Annotated in this window: 14 protein-coding genes and 1 pseudogene; 2 read left to right on the forward strand and 13 right to left on the reverse strand. The window is 56.8% G+C overall.

Going from position 1 to position 16,444, the window contains the following annotated elements; genetic code table 11:
- Positions 1-8 precede the first annotated feature (8 nt).
- The 13 genes and pseudogenes from CFBP5473_RS25705 to CFBP5473_RS16265 all read right to left on the reverse strand — a co-directional run bounded on the left by CFBP5473_RS25705 (position 9) and on the right by CFBP5473_RS16265 (position 13,980).
- Positions 9-1,013, reverse strand: coding sequence for an amino acid ABC transporter ATP-binding protein (locus tag CFBP5473_RS25705; RefSeq protein WP_413228981.1), 1,005 nt, complete (start codon positions 1,011-1,013; stop codon positions 9-11).
- Positions 996-1,817, reverse strand: a pseudogene (locus CFBP5473_RS25710) (amino acid ABC transporter permease); the annotation flags it as partial. The pseudogene CFBP5473_RS25710 and the gene CFBP5473_RS25705, both read right to left, overlap by 18 nt.
- An 11-nt stretch (positions 1,818-1,828) precedes the next feature.
- Entirely contained in the window at positions 1,829-2,383 is a 555-nt protein-coding gene (locus CFBP5473_RS16215; RefSeq protein WP_051441339.1) for a GNAT family N-acetyltransferase, read from the reverse strand.
- A gap of 17 nt (positions 2,384-2,400) precedes the next feature.
- Positions 2,401-3,588 (reverse strand): M20 aminoacylase family protein, encoded by a 1,188-nt coding sequence (locus tag CFBP5473_RS16220; RefSeq protein WP_027676294.1) that lies wholly within the window; start codon positions 3,586-3,588, stop codon positions 2,401-2,403.
- 75 nt (positions 3,589-3,663) lie between these two features.
- Complete coding sequence (locus CFBP5473_RS16225) at positions 3,664-5,004, reverse strand: LLM class flavin-dependent oxidoreductase (protein ID WP_027676293.1); 1,341 nt, start codon at positions 5,002-5,004, stop codon at positions 3,664-3,666.
- 21 nt (positions 5,005-5,025) lie between these two features.
- Positions 5,026-6,027, reverse strand: a complete 1,002-nt coding sequence (locus CFBP5473_RS16230) for an LLM class flavin-dependent oxidoreductase (protein ID WP_027676292.1) — start codon at positions 6,025-6,027, stop codon at positions 5,026-5,028.
- A gap of 301 nt (positions 6,028-6,328) precedes the next feature.
- Positions 6,329-7,687: a polygalacturonase PglB gene (pglB, locus tag CFBP5473_RS16235; RefSeq protein WP_027676290.1), complete on the reverse strand. Its 1,359-nt coding sequence runs from the start codon at positions 7,685-7,687 to the stop codon at positions 6,329-6,331.
- Positions 7,688-7,735: 48 nt separating this feature from the next.
- A complete protein-coding gene (locus tag CFBP5473_RS16240) occupies positions 7,736-8,707 on the reverse strand; it encodes a mannonate dehydratase (protein WP_027676289.1) in 972 nt (323 codons plus the stop codon).
- Positions 8,708-8,711: 4 nt separating this feature from the next.
- Positions 8,712-9,692 (reverse strand): SMP-30/gluconolactonase/LRE family protein, encoded by a 981-nt coding sequence (locus CFBP5473_RS16245; protein WP_051441338.1) that lies wholly within the window; start codon positions 9,690-9,692, stop codon positions 8,712-8,714.
- A 20-nt stretch (positions 9,693-9,712) separates the two neighbouring features.
- The gene (locus tag CFBP5473_RS16250; protein ID WP_027676288.1) at positions 9,713-10,798 is read right to left on the reverse strand and encodes an ABC transporter ATP-binding protein; all 1,086 of its coding nucleotides are present in this window, start codon (positions 10,796-10,798) and stop codon (positions 9,713-9,715) included.
- Between the two features lie 28 nt (positions 10,799-10,826).
- Positions 10,827-11,669: a carbohydrate ABC transporter permease gene (locus CFBP5473_RS16255; RefSeq protein ID WP_197736757.1), complete on the reverse strand. Its 843-nt coding sequence runs from the start codon at positions 11,667-11,669 to the stop codon at positions 10,827-10,829.
- A gap of 7 nt (positions 11,670-11,676) precedes the next feature.
- Positions 11,677-12,618, reverse strand: a complete 942-nt coding sequence (locus CFBP5473_RS16260; RefSeq protein ID WP_084631730.1) for a carbohydrate ABC transporter permease — start codon at positions 12,616-12,618, stop codon at positions 11,677-11,679.
- Positions 12,619-12,678: 60 nt separating this feature from the next.
- The gene (locus tag CFBP5473_RS16265) at positions 12,679-13,980 is read right to left on the reverse strand and encodes an ABC transporter substrate-binding protein (protein ID WP_027676285.1); all 1,302 of its coding nucleotides are present in this window, start codon (positions 13,978-13,980) and stop codon (positions 12,679-12,681) included.
- Positions 13,981-14,349: 369 nt separating this feature from the next.
- Here CFBP5473_RS16265 and CFBP5473_RS16270 point away from each other — a divergent pair, with 369 nt between their 5' ends.
- Both CFBP5473_RS16270 and CFBP5473_RS16275 read left to right on the forward strand, forming a co-directional pair.
- Complete coding sequence (locus tag CFBP5473_RS16270; RefSeq protein WP_027676284.1) at positions 14,350-15,264, forward strand: aldose 1-epimerase; 915 nt, start codon at positions 14,350-14,352, stop codon at positions 15,262-15,264.
- Positions 15,265-15,293: 29 nt separating this feature from the next.
- Complete coding sequence (locus CFBP5473_RS16275) at positions 15,294-16,271, forward strand: LacI family DNA-binding transcriptional regulator (RefSeq protein ID WP_051441337.1); 978 nt, start codon at positions 15,294-15,296, stop codon at positions 16,269-16,271.
- Positions 16,272-16,444 lie beyond the last annotated feature (173 nt).

Raw genomic sequence — 16,444 nt, forward strand, 5'->3', positions numbered from 1 at the left:
AGCGTTGTTCAGAGAACTTTTGCGAGGAATTCTGCAGTGCGGGGATGGTCCGGTTTGCCGAACAGCTTCTCCGGCTTCCCCGTTTCGAGGATCTTGCCCTGCTCCATGAAGATGACCGTGTCGGAGACTTCGCGGGCAAAGCCGATTTCATGTGTGACGATGATGAGCGTGACGCCGGAGCGGGCCAGTTCCTTGATGACGTCCAGAACCTCATTGACGAGTTCGGGATCGAGGGCCGAGGTCGGCTCATCGAAGAGCAGCACCTTGGGGCGCAGGGCAAGCGCACGGGCAATGGCCACGCGCTGCTGTTGGCCACCGGACAATTGCCGCGGGTAAGCGTCTGCTTTATCGGAAAGACCGACACGAGCGAGAAGCTCCCGCGCCTCCGCTTCCGCCTGTTCTTTGCCGATGCCGCGCACGGTGATCGGCGCTTCGGTAATGTTTTCGAGCGCGGTCAGGTGCGGGAAGAGATTGAAGTTCTGGAACACCATGCCAACTTCGACGCGGCGCTTCAGAATGTCGTGCTCCTTCAGCTCATAAAGCCTGTCGCCTTCCTGCCGATAGCCGATCAATTCCCCATCGATGGCAATAAAGCCGCCATCGACACGTTCCAGATGGTTGATCGAACGCAGAAGCGTGGATTTACCCGAACCGGATTGACCGAGAATTGTCGTGACGCTTGCGGCGGGCACGCTAAGAGTAATGTCATCCAGCACCTTCAGCGAGCCGAAGGATTTGGACACGCCATGGATGGTGACATTGCCGCCGCGATTGCCGAGCTGGAAACCCTTTTGACGGACCGACGGGGTGGCATGAACCGCCCGGACCGGCGCAGCCAACGGCTCTTCATTCACAGCGACAACAGCCTTGCGCGGAACGAAGGTCCGATAAAGCGTCGTGAAGAAGGAGGGTGGTGGATTGCGCAACGCGCCGCGGGAAAAATGCCGTTCGATATAGTGCTGGATGATCGACAGAACCGTGAGGATGATGAGATACCAGACGGTAGCGACCATCAGCAGCGGAATGACTTCCAGATTCCGGCGGTAGATGATCTGGATGGTGTAGAACAACTCGGGCAGCGCGAGGATGTAAACCTGAGAGGTGCCTTTGGCGAGACCGATTATGTCGTTGAACGCCGTTGGCAGAATGGAGCGCATGGCCTGCGGAAGAATGATGCGCCGTGCCTGACGACCTTTCGGTAAGCCCAGCGCAGAGGCCGCCTCCAACTGCCCCTGATCGACCGAAAGAATGCCGCCACGAATGATTTCCGAGGCGAACGCGGCCTGGTTCAGCGTCAGCCCCAGCACCGCCGCCGCAAAGGGCGTGATAAGCTGTGTCGTGTTCCAGCTGAAGAAATTGATGCCGGTGTAAGGAACGCCAACCGTTACGGTCTCGTAGAGATAGCCGAGATTATTGAGGATCAACAGCAGCACGATGAGAGGGATCGAGCGGAAAATCCAGATATAGGTCCACGATACCGCCGCAAGTAGCGGCGAACCGGAAACCCGCGCCAAGGCCAGCAGTGTGCCGAAGATGAATCCGAGCGCACCGCCCAATGCGGTCAGAAGCAGGGTTCTGCCGAGGCCGACGAGAACGGGTTCCGCGAAGAACCACTGCGCAAATACATCCCAGCCCCAACGGGGATTGCCGAAGACCGAATGCAGAACGCCAGCAATCAGCAGGATCGAAAAGATCGTGCCCGCCGTGCGCAGGGGATAACGCGCCGGAACGATCTTCAGGTGCGAATAGTCGCCCTTTACGACCTGCGTTTTCTGCTCATTGCCAAGCGCATGCGGAAAATCTGACGCTATTGTCATCGCTCTGGCCCTTATCGGCTGACGGAAAGTTGGGAATGGGTATTGTTTGCCGACGAGACGCTCTCGATTGCCGCAGATGCTGGCACAGACAGCCACTTTTCGAAGGGCAACGACTTGATCGTTTCAGGATCGACTGTCCTGTCGAACAGCGCGGTGTAACCGTTCGAAAGATAGAGCCCGACTGCTTCCGGCTGGCGGAAACCGGTCGTCAGATAGATGCGGGAGTAACCCTGCCGCGCGGCCTGACGCTCAAGCTCAATCAGAACCTTCTTCGCCAAGCCCTGTCTGCGATAGGAAGAGTGCGTCCAAACCCGTTTGAATTCAGCCGTGTCATCGTCGTAACGCATGAAAGCGCCGCCGCCGATTGCCTGACCATCTCTCAGCAACAGCACGAAGTTGCCATAGGGCGGGCTAAAGGCCTCGGGCGGGTATTTGTTCATCTCTTCCTTTGCGCCGGCGGCGCTGAAGAAAGTGCCGTAGCGGCTGTCATATTCGAACAACAATTCGTCCAGAAGCGGCTGTGCCAGCGGATCGAGGATCGAGGTATAGAGAAATCTGTCGCTCATGTGCGTGTTCGCCTCGCTCAGGAAAGATAGGCTTCCGCCAGCCGTACCCAGAAGCGGGCGGCAGGCGCGATGATGGCATCGTTGAAATCGTAATGCGGGCTGTGAAGAGGTGCGCTTTCGCCATTCCCGACAAAGAGATAGGAGCCGGGCCGCTCCTGAAGCATGAAGGCGAAGTCTTCGCTTGCCGTGCGGGGCTGGAAACTCTCTTCGATCTGTCCTGCGGGAAAGTGACGATGTGCCACGTCGCGGGCAAAAGCGGTCTGTGGTGCATGATTGATGACTGGCGGAAAGCCATGGTGGTAATCCACATCGGCCCGCGCGCCGTAGCTTTCCGCCTGCGCCTTCGCCAAGGCGATCAGCCGAGCCTCGATGGTTTCCCGGATGCTTTGCGTGAATGCGCGGGCGGTGAGTTTCAACTCCACGCTTTCCGGAATGACATTCGAAGCGGTGCCGCCATGGATGGAACCGACCGTCAGTACGGCCATGTCCCGTGGATCGACATTGCGCGAAACGATGCTCTGGAGTGAAGTGATGAAACCGGCGGATGCCAGCACCGGATCCACCGTCTGGTGCGGTTCGGCGCCGTGCCCACCCTTGCCCACGATCCGAACCGTCGCCTTGTCGACGGAAGCCATGGCCGGACCTTCCACGAAGCCGAAATGTCCGGCACTGACACCCGGCCAATTGTGCAGACCGAAAACCGCATCGACGGGAAAGCGTTCGAACAATCCATCCTTGATCATGGTCCGCGCACCTGCACCGATTTCCTCGGCAGGCTGAAAGATCAACGTAAGAGTTCCGGAGAAATTGGAATGTTCGGCAAGATACCGCGCTGCCGTCAGCAGGATCGTCGTGTGTCCATCATGCCCGCAGGCATGCATGACGCCATGGTTTTCGCTGGCATAGGCAAGGCCTGTTTCCTCGATGATCGGCAAGGCATCGATATCGGCCCTAATGCCGATGCGCTTGTCACCATTGCCGCGCTTCAGCGTGGCAACGACACCATGCCCGCCAACGCCTTCCGTCACCTCGTAGCCGTAGGATAGCAGGTAGCGCGCGACGAGGCCGGAGGTCCGCTTCTCCTTCAGCGATAATTCCGGGTGCCTATGGAGATCGCGGCGAAAGGCGATGCTCTCCTCTATGAAGGCAAGGATTCCCCGTTCGGCGTCGTCACTATGACGCGCGCCGTCGATGCGGATATTCATGGTTTTGGCCTCCTGCGCGGCGATAACGTCACCGCGCATGTTTTTAATTTCAGTCGAAGCGGGGACTATGCGTGATCAGGCAATGGCCCTGCCTGCTTCACTCTGAGCACTCGCATAGACACTTTCCTTGTAAGGCAGCCCAAGATGGTCGCGCAGCGTGCGCCCTTCCAGATCTGGCTCGAAATATCCACGCCGCTGGAGAACCGGAAGCACCAGCCGGATGAAATCATCCAGACCTTCCGCAACCACCGGGAACCCGAGAATGAAGCCATCTGCGGCATCATGCTCCACCCAGCGAATGATCTCGTCCGCCACCTTGTCCGGCGTACCGATAAAGCCTTCTCGCGGTGTGGCAGCATCCAGCGCTGCTTCGCGCAGGGTCTGGTTCTTCTCCTTCGCCCGCTGCTTGATGCGGTCGGTCGTGGAGCGGAAGCTGTTCTTGCCGATATCGCCCAGTTCAGGGAAAGGCTCGTCCAGCGGATAAACGCTGAAATCATGATGATCGAAAAAGCGACCGAGATAGGCAAGCGCATCGTCGATGGTGATGAGATTGCGGATGATGTTGTATTTCTCTTCCGCCTCCTCCTGCGTTTCGGCAACGATTGGGCCAATACCGGGGAAGATTTTCACATCTGATGCGGAGCGCCCCTGCGCCACGGCGCTCTGCTTCACTCGTTTGAGGAAGGTCTGGTTTTCTTCCAGCGAAACGGAGTTGGTGAACACGGCGTCCGCATGTTTGCCTGCAAGCCCGATACCGGCATCCGAGGAGCCGGCCTGGAAAAGCACCGGCTGCCCTTGCGCGGAGCGCTGAATGTTCAACGGCCCTTCCACGGAGAAGAACCGGCCCTTGTGGCCGAGCGTGTGCAGTTTCGTCTTGTCGAAGAACTGGCCGGTTTCGCGGTTGCGCACGAAAGCATCGTCATCCCAGCTGTCCCAAAGTCCTTTGACGACCTCGAGATATTCGTCGGCGATCTCATAGCGCAGCGCATGTTCAGGATGCGTGCGGCTGTAATTCCTGGCCGTTCCCTCAAGCGGCGTCGTCACCGCGTTCCATCCCGCCCTGCCGCCGCTGATCTGATCGAGCGAGGCGAACTGACGCGCCACCGTGAAGGGGTCGCTATAGGAAGTCGATACTGTTCCCGCCAATCCGATTCTGGACGTAACTGCAGCAAGTGCCGACAGGATGGTCAGAGGCTCGAAGCGGTTGAGGAAGTGGGGGATGGATTTTTCATTGATGTAAAGCCCATCCGCCACGAAGGCGAAGGCAAAGCCAGCCGCTTCCGCCTTGAGGATCGTCTTCTTGAAAAACTCGAGGTTGACGCTCGCATCCACCGGGCTCTTCGGGTGCCGCCACGCATTCATATGCCCGCCGGGGCCATGGAGCATTACGCCGAAATTGATTTTCTTTCTGGTCATCTATCTGGACTCCCTAATCTCTCAGGCCGCTGCGGAAAGGCGATGTGTCGCCAGCAGCTCTATTGAAGACAGCCGTTGATCTGCGCCGACATGCGGCGGCTCTATGATGAATTCTTCGATGCCGTGATCATTCGACAACCGGCGAAGCGCCGCGTGAATGTCTTGCGCCGTGCCATGCAGCACGTTCGGCTTGCGCTCCTCGATGCGGTAATCCGTGTCCCCGGCCTGCCGGGCAAATTCCTCCGCCTGCTCGCGCTTGCCGAGGTTGAAAGCCTTGCCATTGCTGAGAAACACCCGGAAAATGCGCTGCTCCGCAACCAGTGATGCAGCATGGGCGGGATCATTCGCAGCAAAGGCAGAGAGCGCCAGAACAGCCGCCTTGCCGCCACTTTCAGCGCGGAACGTATCGAGGCTGCTGCGCAACACGTCCGGATCGCCGTTTAAATGCCCGGCGAAAACGAAATTCCAGCCCTTGGAGGCAGCGAGCCGGGCGCTCTCAGGGCTGGCACCCAGCAAAAATTTCTCCGCCCTCACCGGCGGAAGAGGCGTTGCCTCAAGGCCCGCCAAGGCATGTTTTGCAGGTGCTGCACCGGAGAGAAAGACATCGAGCTCCCCAAATGCCGTCTCGAAATCGGGCTTTAGCGCCGGATCATAAGCCTGTTGCAACGCAGACGTTGCAAGGGGTAACCCGCCCGGGGTCTTCCCCACCCCCAGATCTACACGCCCCGGTGCCAGCGACGACAGAACGTTGAACACTTCCGCCACCTTGTAGGAACTATAGTGCTGCAGCATCACCCCGCCGGAGCCAACGCGAATACGAGACGTCTTGGCCAAAATCCAAGCCACCAGCGCCTCCGGCGCAGAGCTTGCGACATCCTGCGAATTATGATGCTCCGCGACCCAAAAGCGTTTGTAACCCAGTTCCTCAGCTCGCCTAGCAAGGTTCACGGTATCGCGAAAAGCGCTGGCTGCGTTTTCACCTGAAGCGACGGGACTTTTGTCCAGCAGACTGAGACTATACATGACGACCTCTTGATCCGATCGCCCAAAATCTACTTTTTCTATAGAGTAATAAAGGTTGTTCATTCCACGTTTGAGAGCGAAAGGAAAAAATCTTTGGCTCGATCACATAAGGTGCGAATGTATCTGGAGGAGAGAGCAGCAGGTCTCCATTTCATTTGCCTCCGGTCCGTAGCAGCAGAATTCAGCCCGCACCGCAAATGTAAGGCGCGCAGTGGCCGAAAACTTGCGCGCCTTTTCATAGGCATAAACAATTTGCCTTGCGGAGAAATCGGCCTGCGCGACCCGCATGCCCGTACAATTTCTAACGACGCCTATCTGCTGGAAGCTGAGCAATAGTGTCAGTGCACCAGCCAGCCGGTAAGGCTTCAGGTCGGGAAACTGTGACATTTTCGATTTCGAGACCCGAGACCCCTTTTGCGAAAACGCCAGGAAAGCCCGTCTCATACGGAATTAAGCCTAGGATTTTCCCATCCGGCCCATACCGCCATGCGTTCACGCGCCCAGCGCTCTTGTCTCCGATTGGGAAGCGGTCGAAGCGGTCGTCTATTGTTGGGCGGATGTCGTAGCTTAGGCCTGTGCCGAGGGGCCCCGGCTGTTGGTCGATGACGATGTTGCGCAATGTGATGTTGGCGATGTCACCTTCATGCTCGGCAACGAGATTGATTGCGCCTTCCATGCGCCCGGATACGTCTTCGACAAGGACATTACTCACCCGGCCGGCCGGGAATTCTTCCGGACGCCTGTCGAGGACGGTGATCGTGATTGCTTCTCCGGATCCCCAAAAGCCTGCCGGGGTTTCGTGGCAGTCTACGGAGATGCGCTTGAAACGCACGTTTTCAACGATGCCGCCATCGCGTGAGAAGATGCCAAGTCCGCGGTTCGATTTTTCGATCCGAACATCTTCAAATGCAATATTGCGGAAGGCTGAAAAGCTTTCAGTGCCGATTTTGAGCGCGCAGGAGCGGCTTTCGATAATGCAGTTTTTCACGTTTATGTTTTCACATGCGCCTGTCACGCTTCCGTCCTGACGGCGGGTGGTTTTAAGCACGATCCCGTCGTCGGCAGTGCGGAAAGTGCTGTCCACGATTTCAACATTCCGGCAGCCGTCGATGACGATCCCATCGGTGTTGGGCATGCGCCGGTTGTTATCGACCTCTACATTGCGAACGGTGATATTCTCGCAATCGGCAAAATGCATCGTCCACATTGGCGAGTCATGGATTTGCAGGCCGTCGATGACGATATCGCGGCAAGTGTCTAGAACGAGGATTCTGGGCCGGTGCCGGTTGGCAACCAGCGTGCCCATCTCTGCGTCCTCGCCCTGAATGTAAGCCGTCGACCCTTCGCAGAAGATACGGCCCTTCCCCACCAATCGAATATTTTGCGCCCCAACAGCCGTCATCATCGCGCGATCGCTCTCTTCGGCGACGATGGCAACGGTTGTTTCGGCATAGACATCATAGTCGGGAATAAAGTGCAGCTCAGCCCCGTCCTGCAATTCGAGCATAAGGTCAGAACGCAGCTTCAGGCCGCCACAGCGATGGATACCGGGTGCAAGAGTGATATGCAGCGGACCTTCATGCGCCAGAAAAAGCTGGTTCAATTCGTCGGTGATTGTGTCCGCACGCGGGGCAATCGTCTTCTTGGTTTCAAATGACATTCGTCACCTAATCAATATGCGTTGAGGCTAAAGCCGGGTGAGGTCGGGTCAGCTACGGGTTTGCAAAAGTGCAGCGATGTAGCCGTAGCAAAATGCGAAGGCGACCTGTTGCTGGTTTTCGCCAGAGAGTGTCGGCGCGTGATCCGGCATCACCATATATTGGTAATTCGTATCGCGAAGGGCATCGATCACGGCAGGCATGTCGATATCGCCCTCTTCCGGGAAGCTTTCCCGGAAGGAGTAGCGCTTGCCAAAAATGTTGCGGAAGTGAATATTCATCAACTTCCCGCGCTCACCGAACCAGCGGGTAATCGCTGGCACTTCGGCCACGTCTTCAACCATTTCCCCGAGTGTTCCGATGCAGAAGTTCAATCCGTGTACCGGGCTTTCATGCATCTGGACGAAGCGCTTCATGCCTTCTACGGAGCCGAGTACGCGGGTGACGCCCATGTAGCCGGGCGGCGTGGCTGGATCGTGCGGATGGCAGGCCAGCCGGATGTTGTTGGCCTCGGCGACAGGAACGACCCGTGCGAGAAAGTAATCGACGCGCTCCCAGATCGTATCCTCGTCAAGGCTTCCGACGCCGATGGGTGCAGCCTCGTCGGGATTTGCGAGATCAAGCCTGAACGCCTCAGACATATAGCCGCCGCGCCCCGGCTCCATCGGCGTCCGGGGAATGCCGATGTAGTTGAAATTGTAACGGACCGAGGGGATACCCACCGCCGCGCAGTTTTCGATCAATTTGCAAATTCCGTCGATCTGCTTGTCGCGGTCGGGACCTGCCAACATGATGTCTTTGCAGGGCACGTCACGGTCTACGCGAGTGGACGGCATCGGCAATTGTGTCATGTCGAGGATGAGCCCGAAGCTCTCGATTTTTTCTCTGAAGGCTTCGAGGAGCGGACGGTCCCATGTCGTCCAGTCGTCGGAGGGCGTGGCGGAGATGTTGTTGACGCCAAGCTGTTTCATGATGCGATAGTCGTCATCGTGACGGGCGGGAATCTGGGTGCCGAGATACATGTCTTTACTCCGCTGGCTTTGGATTTACGCAGATGTCGTCTGGCAGGCGCAAACCGAGTTCTGTGTTGGGAAATTCAAGCTGGGAAGCCCCTGCAAACAGAGGCGCGATCTGACCTTGATAGGGAATTTTCGCGATGTAGATATTGCCGCCGGGTCCGGTTCCGCCCGGTTTCAGCGTCGTGATGAACACTGTATCGAGGTTCGGGCCGAGGAAGCACAGATTTGTCGGATTGGGCACATCCAGTTCGATAGCGGCATCGACTTTGCCTTCTGGTGTTAGGCGTAACAACCGGCCAGTATCGGAAGCGGCGATCCAGTAGCAGTCATCGGCATCCATGGCAGCGCCATCCGGGCGTCCGCCGAGCAGGCCCGTTTGGTCGGCAAACAACCTTCCATTGGACACCTCACCGCTATCGCAGTCGAAATCATAGGCCATGACGTGTGGATTTGTACGATGCGAGTCCGAGACATACATCGTGCGACCGCTGGAACTCCAGGCCAGTCCATTCTGGGTCCGGTATCGTCCTCCACGCTCCATGACTCCGCGCGGCCCTTCGAGACTGAACATCGTTGCCCATCCATCGGGTGCTGACGTGTCGGGCGCCATGGAGCCTGACCAGTAACGTCCCTGCCGGTCGCACGCACCATCATTCATGCGCCATCCGGTGGCTAGATGCGGGCCGATGCCAAAGGATATCCGTGCGTCATCCTCTTGAATGGTGATGGTGGCAAATCCCCGGCTTGTCGACGCGACGAATTGCCCTTCGGATGTCTGGGCGATAGCGCTGATGGATAATGGAAATTCGAAGGCCTTCACCGCTCCGGAAGCAATATGGATCTGGTGAACTCGGGAACGGGCGCTATCGACCCACGTGACCGTGTCGCTCGACGGGTCCCACACCGGGGACTCGCCGAGGGTGCAGATGACCTCACCAAACCTTTCGGCTCTGTAGACCGGAAAACTGCCTGGGTGTGCGTTAGGCATCTCTGCTCCTGGTCGAACCATCAATGGACCGGAGCCAGACGAAGCTGGCTCTGGGTATCGAACAGAAGAGCCTTTTGGCTGTCCGCTTTCAAGGCAATAGTCTCACCGATCTGAAGGTTCGTTCGGGTCTTGGAGGCGGCAGAGATTTGGCCAACGGGCGTATCGCAGATGACGACAGTGTCCGATCCCGTTGTTTCCACCGCGTGAACGGTTCCGGGGATCGAGCCAATCGTCTCGGACGAGACGAACTCGAAGTGCTCAGGCCTGATGCCAATGAAAACCGCTTCCGGTGTCATGTCTGCATAGTTTCCAGACACAGGCACCTGAATTTGGCTGCCTGCAAGCGATGCGGACTTATGATCGCCCGTCAGCCGGGCGCTGACGACGTTGATTGCGGGTGTGCCGATGAAGCCTGCGACGAAGAGGCTCTTGGGAGAGTCGTAAAGTTCAAGCGGCGTGCCCGCCTGCTCTACACGACCATCACGCAAAACAACGATCTTCTGGCCCATCGTCATCGCTTCGACCTGATCATGCGTCACGTAGACAGAGGTCGTCTTCCAGCGCCGGTGAAGATCGCGAATTTCACCGCGAACCTGATTTCTCAGTTTCGCATCGAGGTTGGAAAGAGGCTCGTCAAACAGGAACACCGAAGGATTGCGGACGATTGCGCGCCCCATGGCAACGCGCTGACGCTGGCCGCCGGAAAGCTCCTTCGGTAGACGATCCAGCAGATTTTCGAGACCGAGAATCTGCGCGACCTCGTTCGTCTTCCTGACGATCTCGTCCTTCGGGCGCTTTGCGAGGCGCAGAGCGAAGCTCATATTCTCCCGCACGGTCATTTGCGGGTAAAGCGCGTAGCTCTGGAACACCATCGCGATATCGCGCTGCTTCGGCGGCAGATCGGTTACATCGCGTCCACCGATATGAACGCTGCCACCGCTTGCCGGCTCAAGTCCGGCAATGATGCGAAGAAGAGTGGATTTACCGGAACCGCTTGGCCCGATCAGGACGCAAAACTCGCCCTCCTCAATATCCACTGAGACATTCTTGATGATCTCGACGGCGCCGAACGATTTCGACACATGTTTGAGAGAAACAGCTCCCATGAAAAATCCTCCGATTGGTCTGGCGCGATTAACCCTTCACCGCGCCAGACATGACGCCGCGATTGAATTGCCGCTGAAGCAGCAGGTAAACGATGATGCTGGGTGCCATGGCGACAAGCGTTGCCGCCGTCAGAATATTCGGCGTGATCGTGTCATCGACACGCAAGGAAGCAAGCATGACCGGTAGTGTCATCAGATCCTTGTCATTCACCACGATGAGCGGTAGCAGATACTGATCCCAGATCATGATGAAGCCGAAAATGACGACCGTGCCGAGTGCGGGTCGAACAAGCGGCAGGATCACATGAAAGAAGACCTGAAGCTCATTGGCGCCGTCAATTCTTGCCGCCTCTTCAAGCTCCATGGGGATGGCGCGCATGAATTCGGTCAGCATGAAAATGGAGAATGCCCAGCCAACGACGGGCAGGATCATCGCCAGATGCGTATCGTAAATAGACGCGTTGATGATCGGCAGCTCCTTCTGCATGACGAGATAGAGCGGAATAGCGATCACTTCTTCCGGCAGCATCAGCGTGCAGAGAATGAGCAGGCTTACCACCGCCATTCCCCGGAACTTCTTGCGGGCAAGCGCATACGCCGCGAGCGAACTGACCACTACCTGAAGAACGGTACCGACAGCCACGACGATGATTGAATTCGAAAGATAGCGCCAGACCTTCATATCGAAGATCGCGATCCTGAAGTTCTCCAGGGTCGGCTGTTGCGGGATAAGCATCAACTCGCCGGGCTTCAGGCTGACGCCGCTGAATGCCGTTACCAGGGTGCCCCAGAACGGTCCAACGAAGATGACGACGATCAGGACGTAAAGGAAAATGCGGATCAATCCGGCAAGCAGGGAAGGTTTCATCATGGCTTCCTTACCTCGCGATCTTCGACTTGATTTTCATGTGGACCAGCGTGAGCGCCATTGTGAAGAGAAGCAGCAGGAAGGAAACGGCTGAGGCATAGCCATAATTCAGCTCTTCGAAGCCCACCTTGTAAATGTGCGTCATGATGGTGGAGGTGGAGCCTGCGGGCCCGCCACCGGTCGTGGAATAGACTTCCGCGAAAATTCTGAAACCCCGGATGAAGGACAGCATGATCACCACCGAGATCGATGGGATGATACCCGGCAGCGTGACGTGCCAAAGCTTGCGCAGCGGGCTTGCCCCATCGACATCGGCAGCATCGTAAAGCTCACGATTGATGGTTGCGAGGCCCGCGATGAAGATCACCATGTCATAAGGCGCACTCTTCCAGATACTCATGAGAATGAGGACAGATAGTGCCTGATTGGGATCGGTCAGGAAGCCTTGCGGTTCAATCCCGACGAATGAAAGCAGCGTGTTGACGATACCGTAAGGTGCAGAGTTGAAGATGATCCGCCATATTTCGGCGATGATGGCCACACTGGTAATTGCGGGTAGGAACACGACGGTTCTGATGAAGTGCAGATGGCGTGCGGGGCCCTCGAGCAGAAGCGCCATGGCAAAGGCAACGATCGAGGCCGAGAGGGTCGCGACAATGACATAGATCGTCGTGTGGCCGATGGCCCTGCGAAGTTCAGGGTCTTCAAACGCGCGATAGAAGTTGGCAAGACCCACCCACTTGCTCTCGTCATAGAACTGCACGTCGTAAAACGACATCATGAAGCCTGAGATCATCGGATAGAATTTGAACCATGAGAAGATGATCAGGGCTGGCGCCAGAAAGAGCCACGGCACGAGTTCGGTCATCACGCGACCTCTAAGTCGCTTGGCACGAAACGCACTCGTCGAGCTGGCGGGAACGGATTCTCCCGCCTGATCTTGGATAGACATCTTTACACCTCAGATGTGGAACGACACGTCCTCGAGACAGACTGGCGCAACAGCCGCCCGTTACTTCGCCGATGGCGACAGGACTTCCTGCGAGCGCAGCTCATCAGCCACTTGGCCGTTAAGGGTTTTCAGCTCTGCGCCCACATCCGCATCGCATTGAGAAATGATCTTGTTGAACCCCTCGCCCGTTATCATGCGAACGGCAGTCCAGTTCGGGATCGCAGGCATGTAGTGGCCGTATTTGTCGAATGTTTCCTTGAAGACCAGCCAGCGTGGATCGTTACGGATGGCGTTGACATCAACCTTGGAATTGACGGGCAAGCGCACAATCGGCGTGCGGCCCGTGCCTTGCGCCATCGCGATTTCCTGCCCCTTCGGGGAGATCAGAAATTCCAGGAATTTCACCGGACCTTCATGCTGGCCTGCGGCTTTGGTTAGATACGCGCTCGTGCCTTCCGAAAGCGAAGCTATTCCGCCGGGACCTGCGGGCATCATAACCACTTCCACCTTGTCCTTGCCGGGCTCCGCATCAAGCTGCGGGATGTGATAGGGGCCGGAGATGAAGATGCCCGTCTGACCAGACCGGAAGGTTGGCAAAGTATCGCCCGTTGTTGCATTAATCGCACCCGGTTGGCTAAGCTTGTCGCACACCATACCACGCACGTAAGTCAGTGCAGCTGCGGCTTGAGGCGTGTCGAGCGTCGGCACGAAACCGTCCGGCATCTGCTTTACGAAATCGCCACCGGCCTGCCAGATGAAGCTGCTGATGAACCAGCTTGCATAACCACGCGTGGTGGAGCCCGGTATCGCCATGCCGAACGTATCGTCTTTTCCGTTGCCGTCCGGGTCCTTCTTGGTGAAGGCTTCGGCGAGCTGGCGAACATCTTCCCAGGTCTTTGGCTGCGGTAGCCCCAACTTTTCACGCCAGTCCTTACGGATGAACATGGCGAAGGACTGAGCCGAGATCGGAACGGAGTAGAATTTTCCGTCATTTGCCTTGGAGCCATCCCAGGCAGATTGGGTGACGTCATTGCTTCCCGTGATCTTGGCGGGGTCCACCGGCTGCAGAATATTCATCTGCCGCATCTGGCCCAAAGCTGTGGTGTCATTGATGACCACGTCCGGGAGGCTGCGACCGGCAGCCGCGCGCGCCAGACGCTGCTCGAAATCGATACCGGTATTGAATGTCTCGACCTGAATTCCGGTATCGGCAGTGAACGCGTCCGTAAGCGCCTTCAGAACGCTGATGGATTCATCCGTCTGGCGCGACCAAACCTTGATCGTCTCCGCCTGCGCGCCCGTCGCCAACAAGCATAAAGCCACACCGCCTACGAGCACTCTGCGAAATTCTTTTCTCAACATAAATTCCTCCAACAACCACGCACGGCCTGCTCTACAGGCACGCTGCTCCTCACTCATAAGATAAGTTAAAACGTTTTACCAAGTTGATCAAGCCATTTATATGATATCTTGAAAACTGGATGGGGATTTTAGCCGAATGTCATCGGAATGAGTATGAAGACTTGGATTTACAAGCCTTTTCTAAATTAGATAAACTCCTTAAAATAGATTATCTGCTTGGATAGTGACAAACTCATCATATGACTTATAATTCGAAAGCCTGCGCAATTGATGGAGATATGGCAATCGAAACGTTCTCTCGACCAAGACGGCATGCCTTCCCGGAAGCAGTGACCGCAGCAACACATTCTAGTAACGAAGGGTTTGGGGATGGTCATTGAACTGCGATCCGATGAATGGCGGGTAACCCTGTCTCCCCATTATGGAGCAACCATCCTTTCGGCAGATGCGCGGCGTGATGAAGGTCGATGGGAGCCGATTTTCGCCCCGCTCGAAAAGCCGGAAGCAGGCCTTAACGGCGGCTGCTTCGTGATGGCGCCCTTCGCAAACCGCATCAAGGGAGGTCGTTTCAATTTCAATGGACGAGACATTTCATTTCCTATGAATCGGCCAGCGTCCAATGTGGCATGTCACGGTCTGGCGCGAGAGCGGGTTTGGGACGTATTGGAGCAAGATGCTACCAGCGTGACGCTGCACTGCCGGATAAATGAGGCTGATTACCCTTGGCGGTTTTCCATCACGCAGCGGATATCCATTGCCGGGTCCACTCTATCTATCGAGCTTGAGATCGAAAACGAGGGGGACGTGGAAATGCCATTCGGCATGGGTCTTCACCCTTGGTTCCCCCGCACCGCCGATACCCTGCTGAAATTACCGGCTCCCGGCCATTACGAGCAGGACGACACCGGGCTTCCGACACCGGTACTCGGCCATCACGCCGCGCCTTATCTTGATGCATCACGGCCGCTGAAGGATCTTGGCCATTTCGATGCATGCTTTGCCGGCTGGCCATCCGGCACCGCGCAGATCATTTGGCCGTCGCGACATCTTTCGCTGATGTTGACTGCGCGTGGCGCATTGGCGCGGTTCGTACATTTATATTCACCAGACAATCGCGATGTCTTTTGCGTCGAGCCAGTCAGTCATCCACCCGATGTCGTAAATCGTCCCGCGCTGGGGAACGATGCGGCAATGACGGTACTTTCATCCGGAGAAAAAATGTCGGGAGAACTACAGTTGCGCGCCTCTTCTCTTCAGAACGATCCGGGGCGGTCAGCTCTATGAGGCACCGTAAGTTACGACCCACTTTGCGCATGCTTGCTGACAAGGCCGGTGTTTCCGTCGGCGCAGCGTCGCGGGCTCTAAGAGGCGATGTCCGCATTTCCGATGCCACGCGCGCAAGGGTCAATGCATTGGCATCAGAGCTTGGATATACACCCAATCGCGCAGGTCTCGGCCTTCGCACAGGCCGAACGCACGTGATTGCCGCATTGGTTTACCGGCATGACGAGATACTCGGCTTCGGCCCCTCGTGGATATCGGGCATCTCCAAGGCGACGAAAGATACACCCTATCAGATCAACGTGCTGCCGATGTATGGTGACGAAGATAATCTGGCGCCGTTTCAGCAGATCATTCACAGCGGCGCTGCCGACGGATTGCTTTTCACCCGCACGCGCCCGGATGACAAACGGGTGAAACTGCTGATGGAGGCAGGATATCCGTTCGTCTGTCACGGCAGGACCGAAATTCCCGGGCACGCCTGGTTTGATTTCGACAATGAGGAATTCGCACGTCACGCCATCCGCGCAATGGCTCGAGCAGGCCGCCGCAAAGTCGCAGTCATCATGCCGCCGCAGCAGTTCATGTTTCAGCGTTTCATTCTGGCCGGGATAGAAGACGAGGCACAGAAGCTGGAAATCGAACTCGATCTCTGCGATGGCGTCAGCCTCGATACCCCTGCGGATGAACTCGAGGCCTATTTAAGAAACCGCTTCGCCTCATCCGGCAAATGGTGCGATGGCATCGTCTGCCCCGGAGAAACATCGGCAATCGTCGCCGCAGCAGTGGTCTCCGACCACGGAATGACCCCGCAAAGCGACATCCTGATCATAGCGAAACAGACCACCTCGCTTTTCGAAAAGCTGAGACCGCGCTTTCCCGCCGTCTGCGAAGATGTGACGGCAGCTGGCGAGATCATGACGAGGATGTTGATGCGTTTGATAGACGGGGCTTCACCAAGCGTGCAGAACCATCTTCAGGAGGCTGTTTGGAACGGCGCCGAGAGCTGAGGACCTGTCTGGACACCTGTGACTGCAGCATTGCTGGCACCCCGTCCGGCTTATGAAGGTTTTGCTACAAAACTGAAAAAACACTGACAAAAACTGTAGCCTCACTGACATGATCAATCACTAAAGAAGGCCTGGGAATACGGCAGTTGCGGACGAGCATTCGTTCTTTTTTA

Origin of the sequence: Agrobacterium larrymoorei (genome assembly GCF_005145045.1) — a bacterium.
GTDB lineage: Bacteria > Pseudomonadota > Alphaproteobacteria > Rhizobiales > Rhizobiaceae > Agrobacterium > Agrobacterium larrymoorei.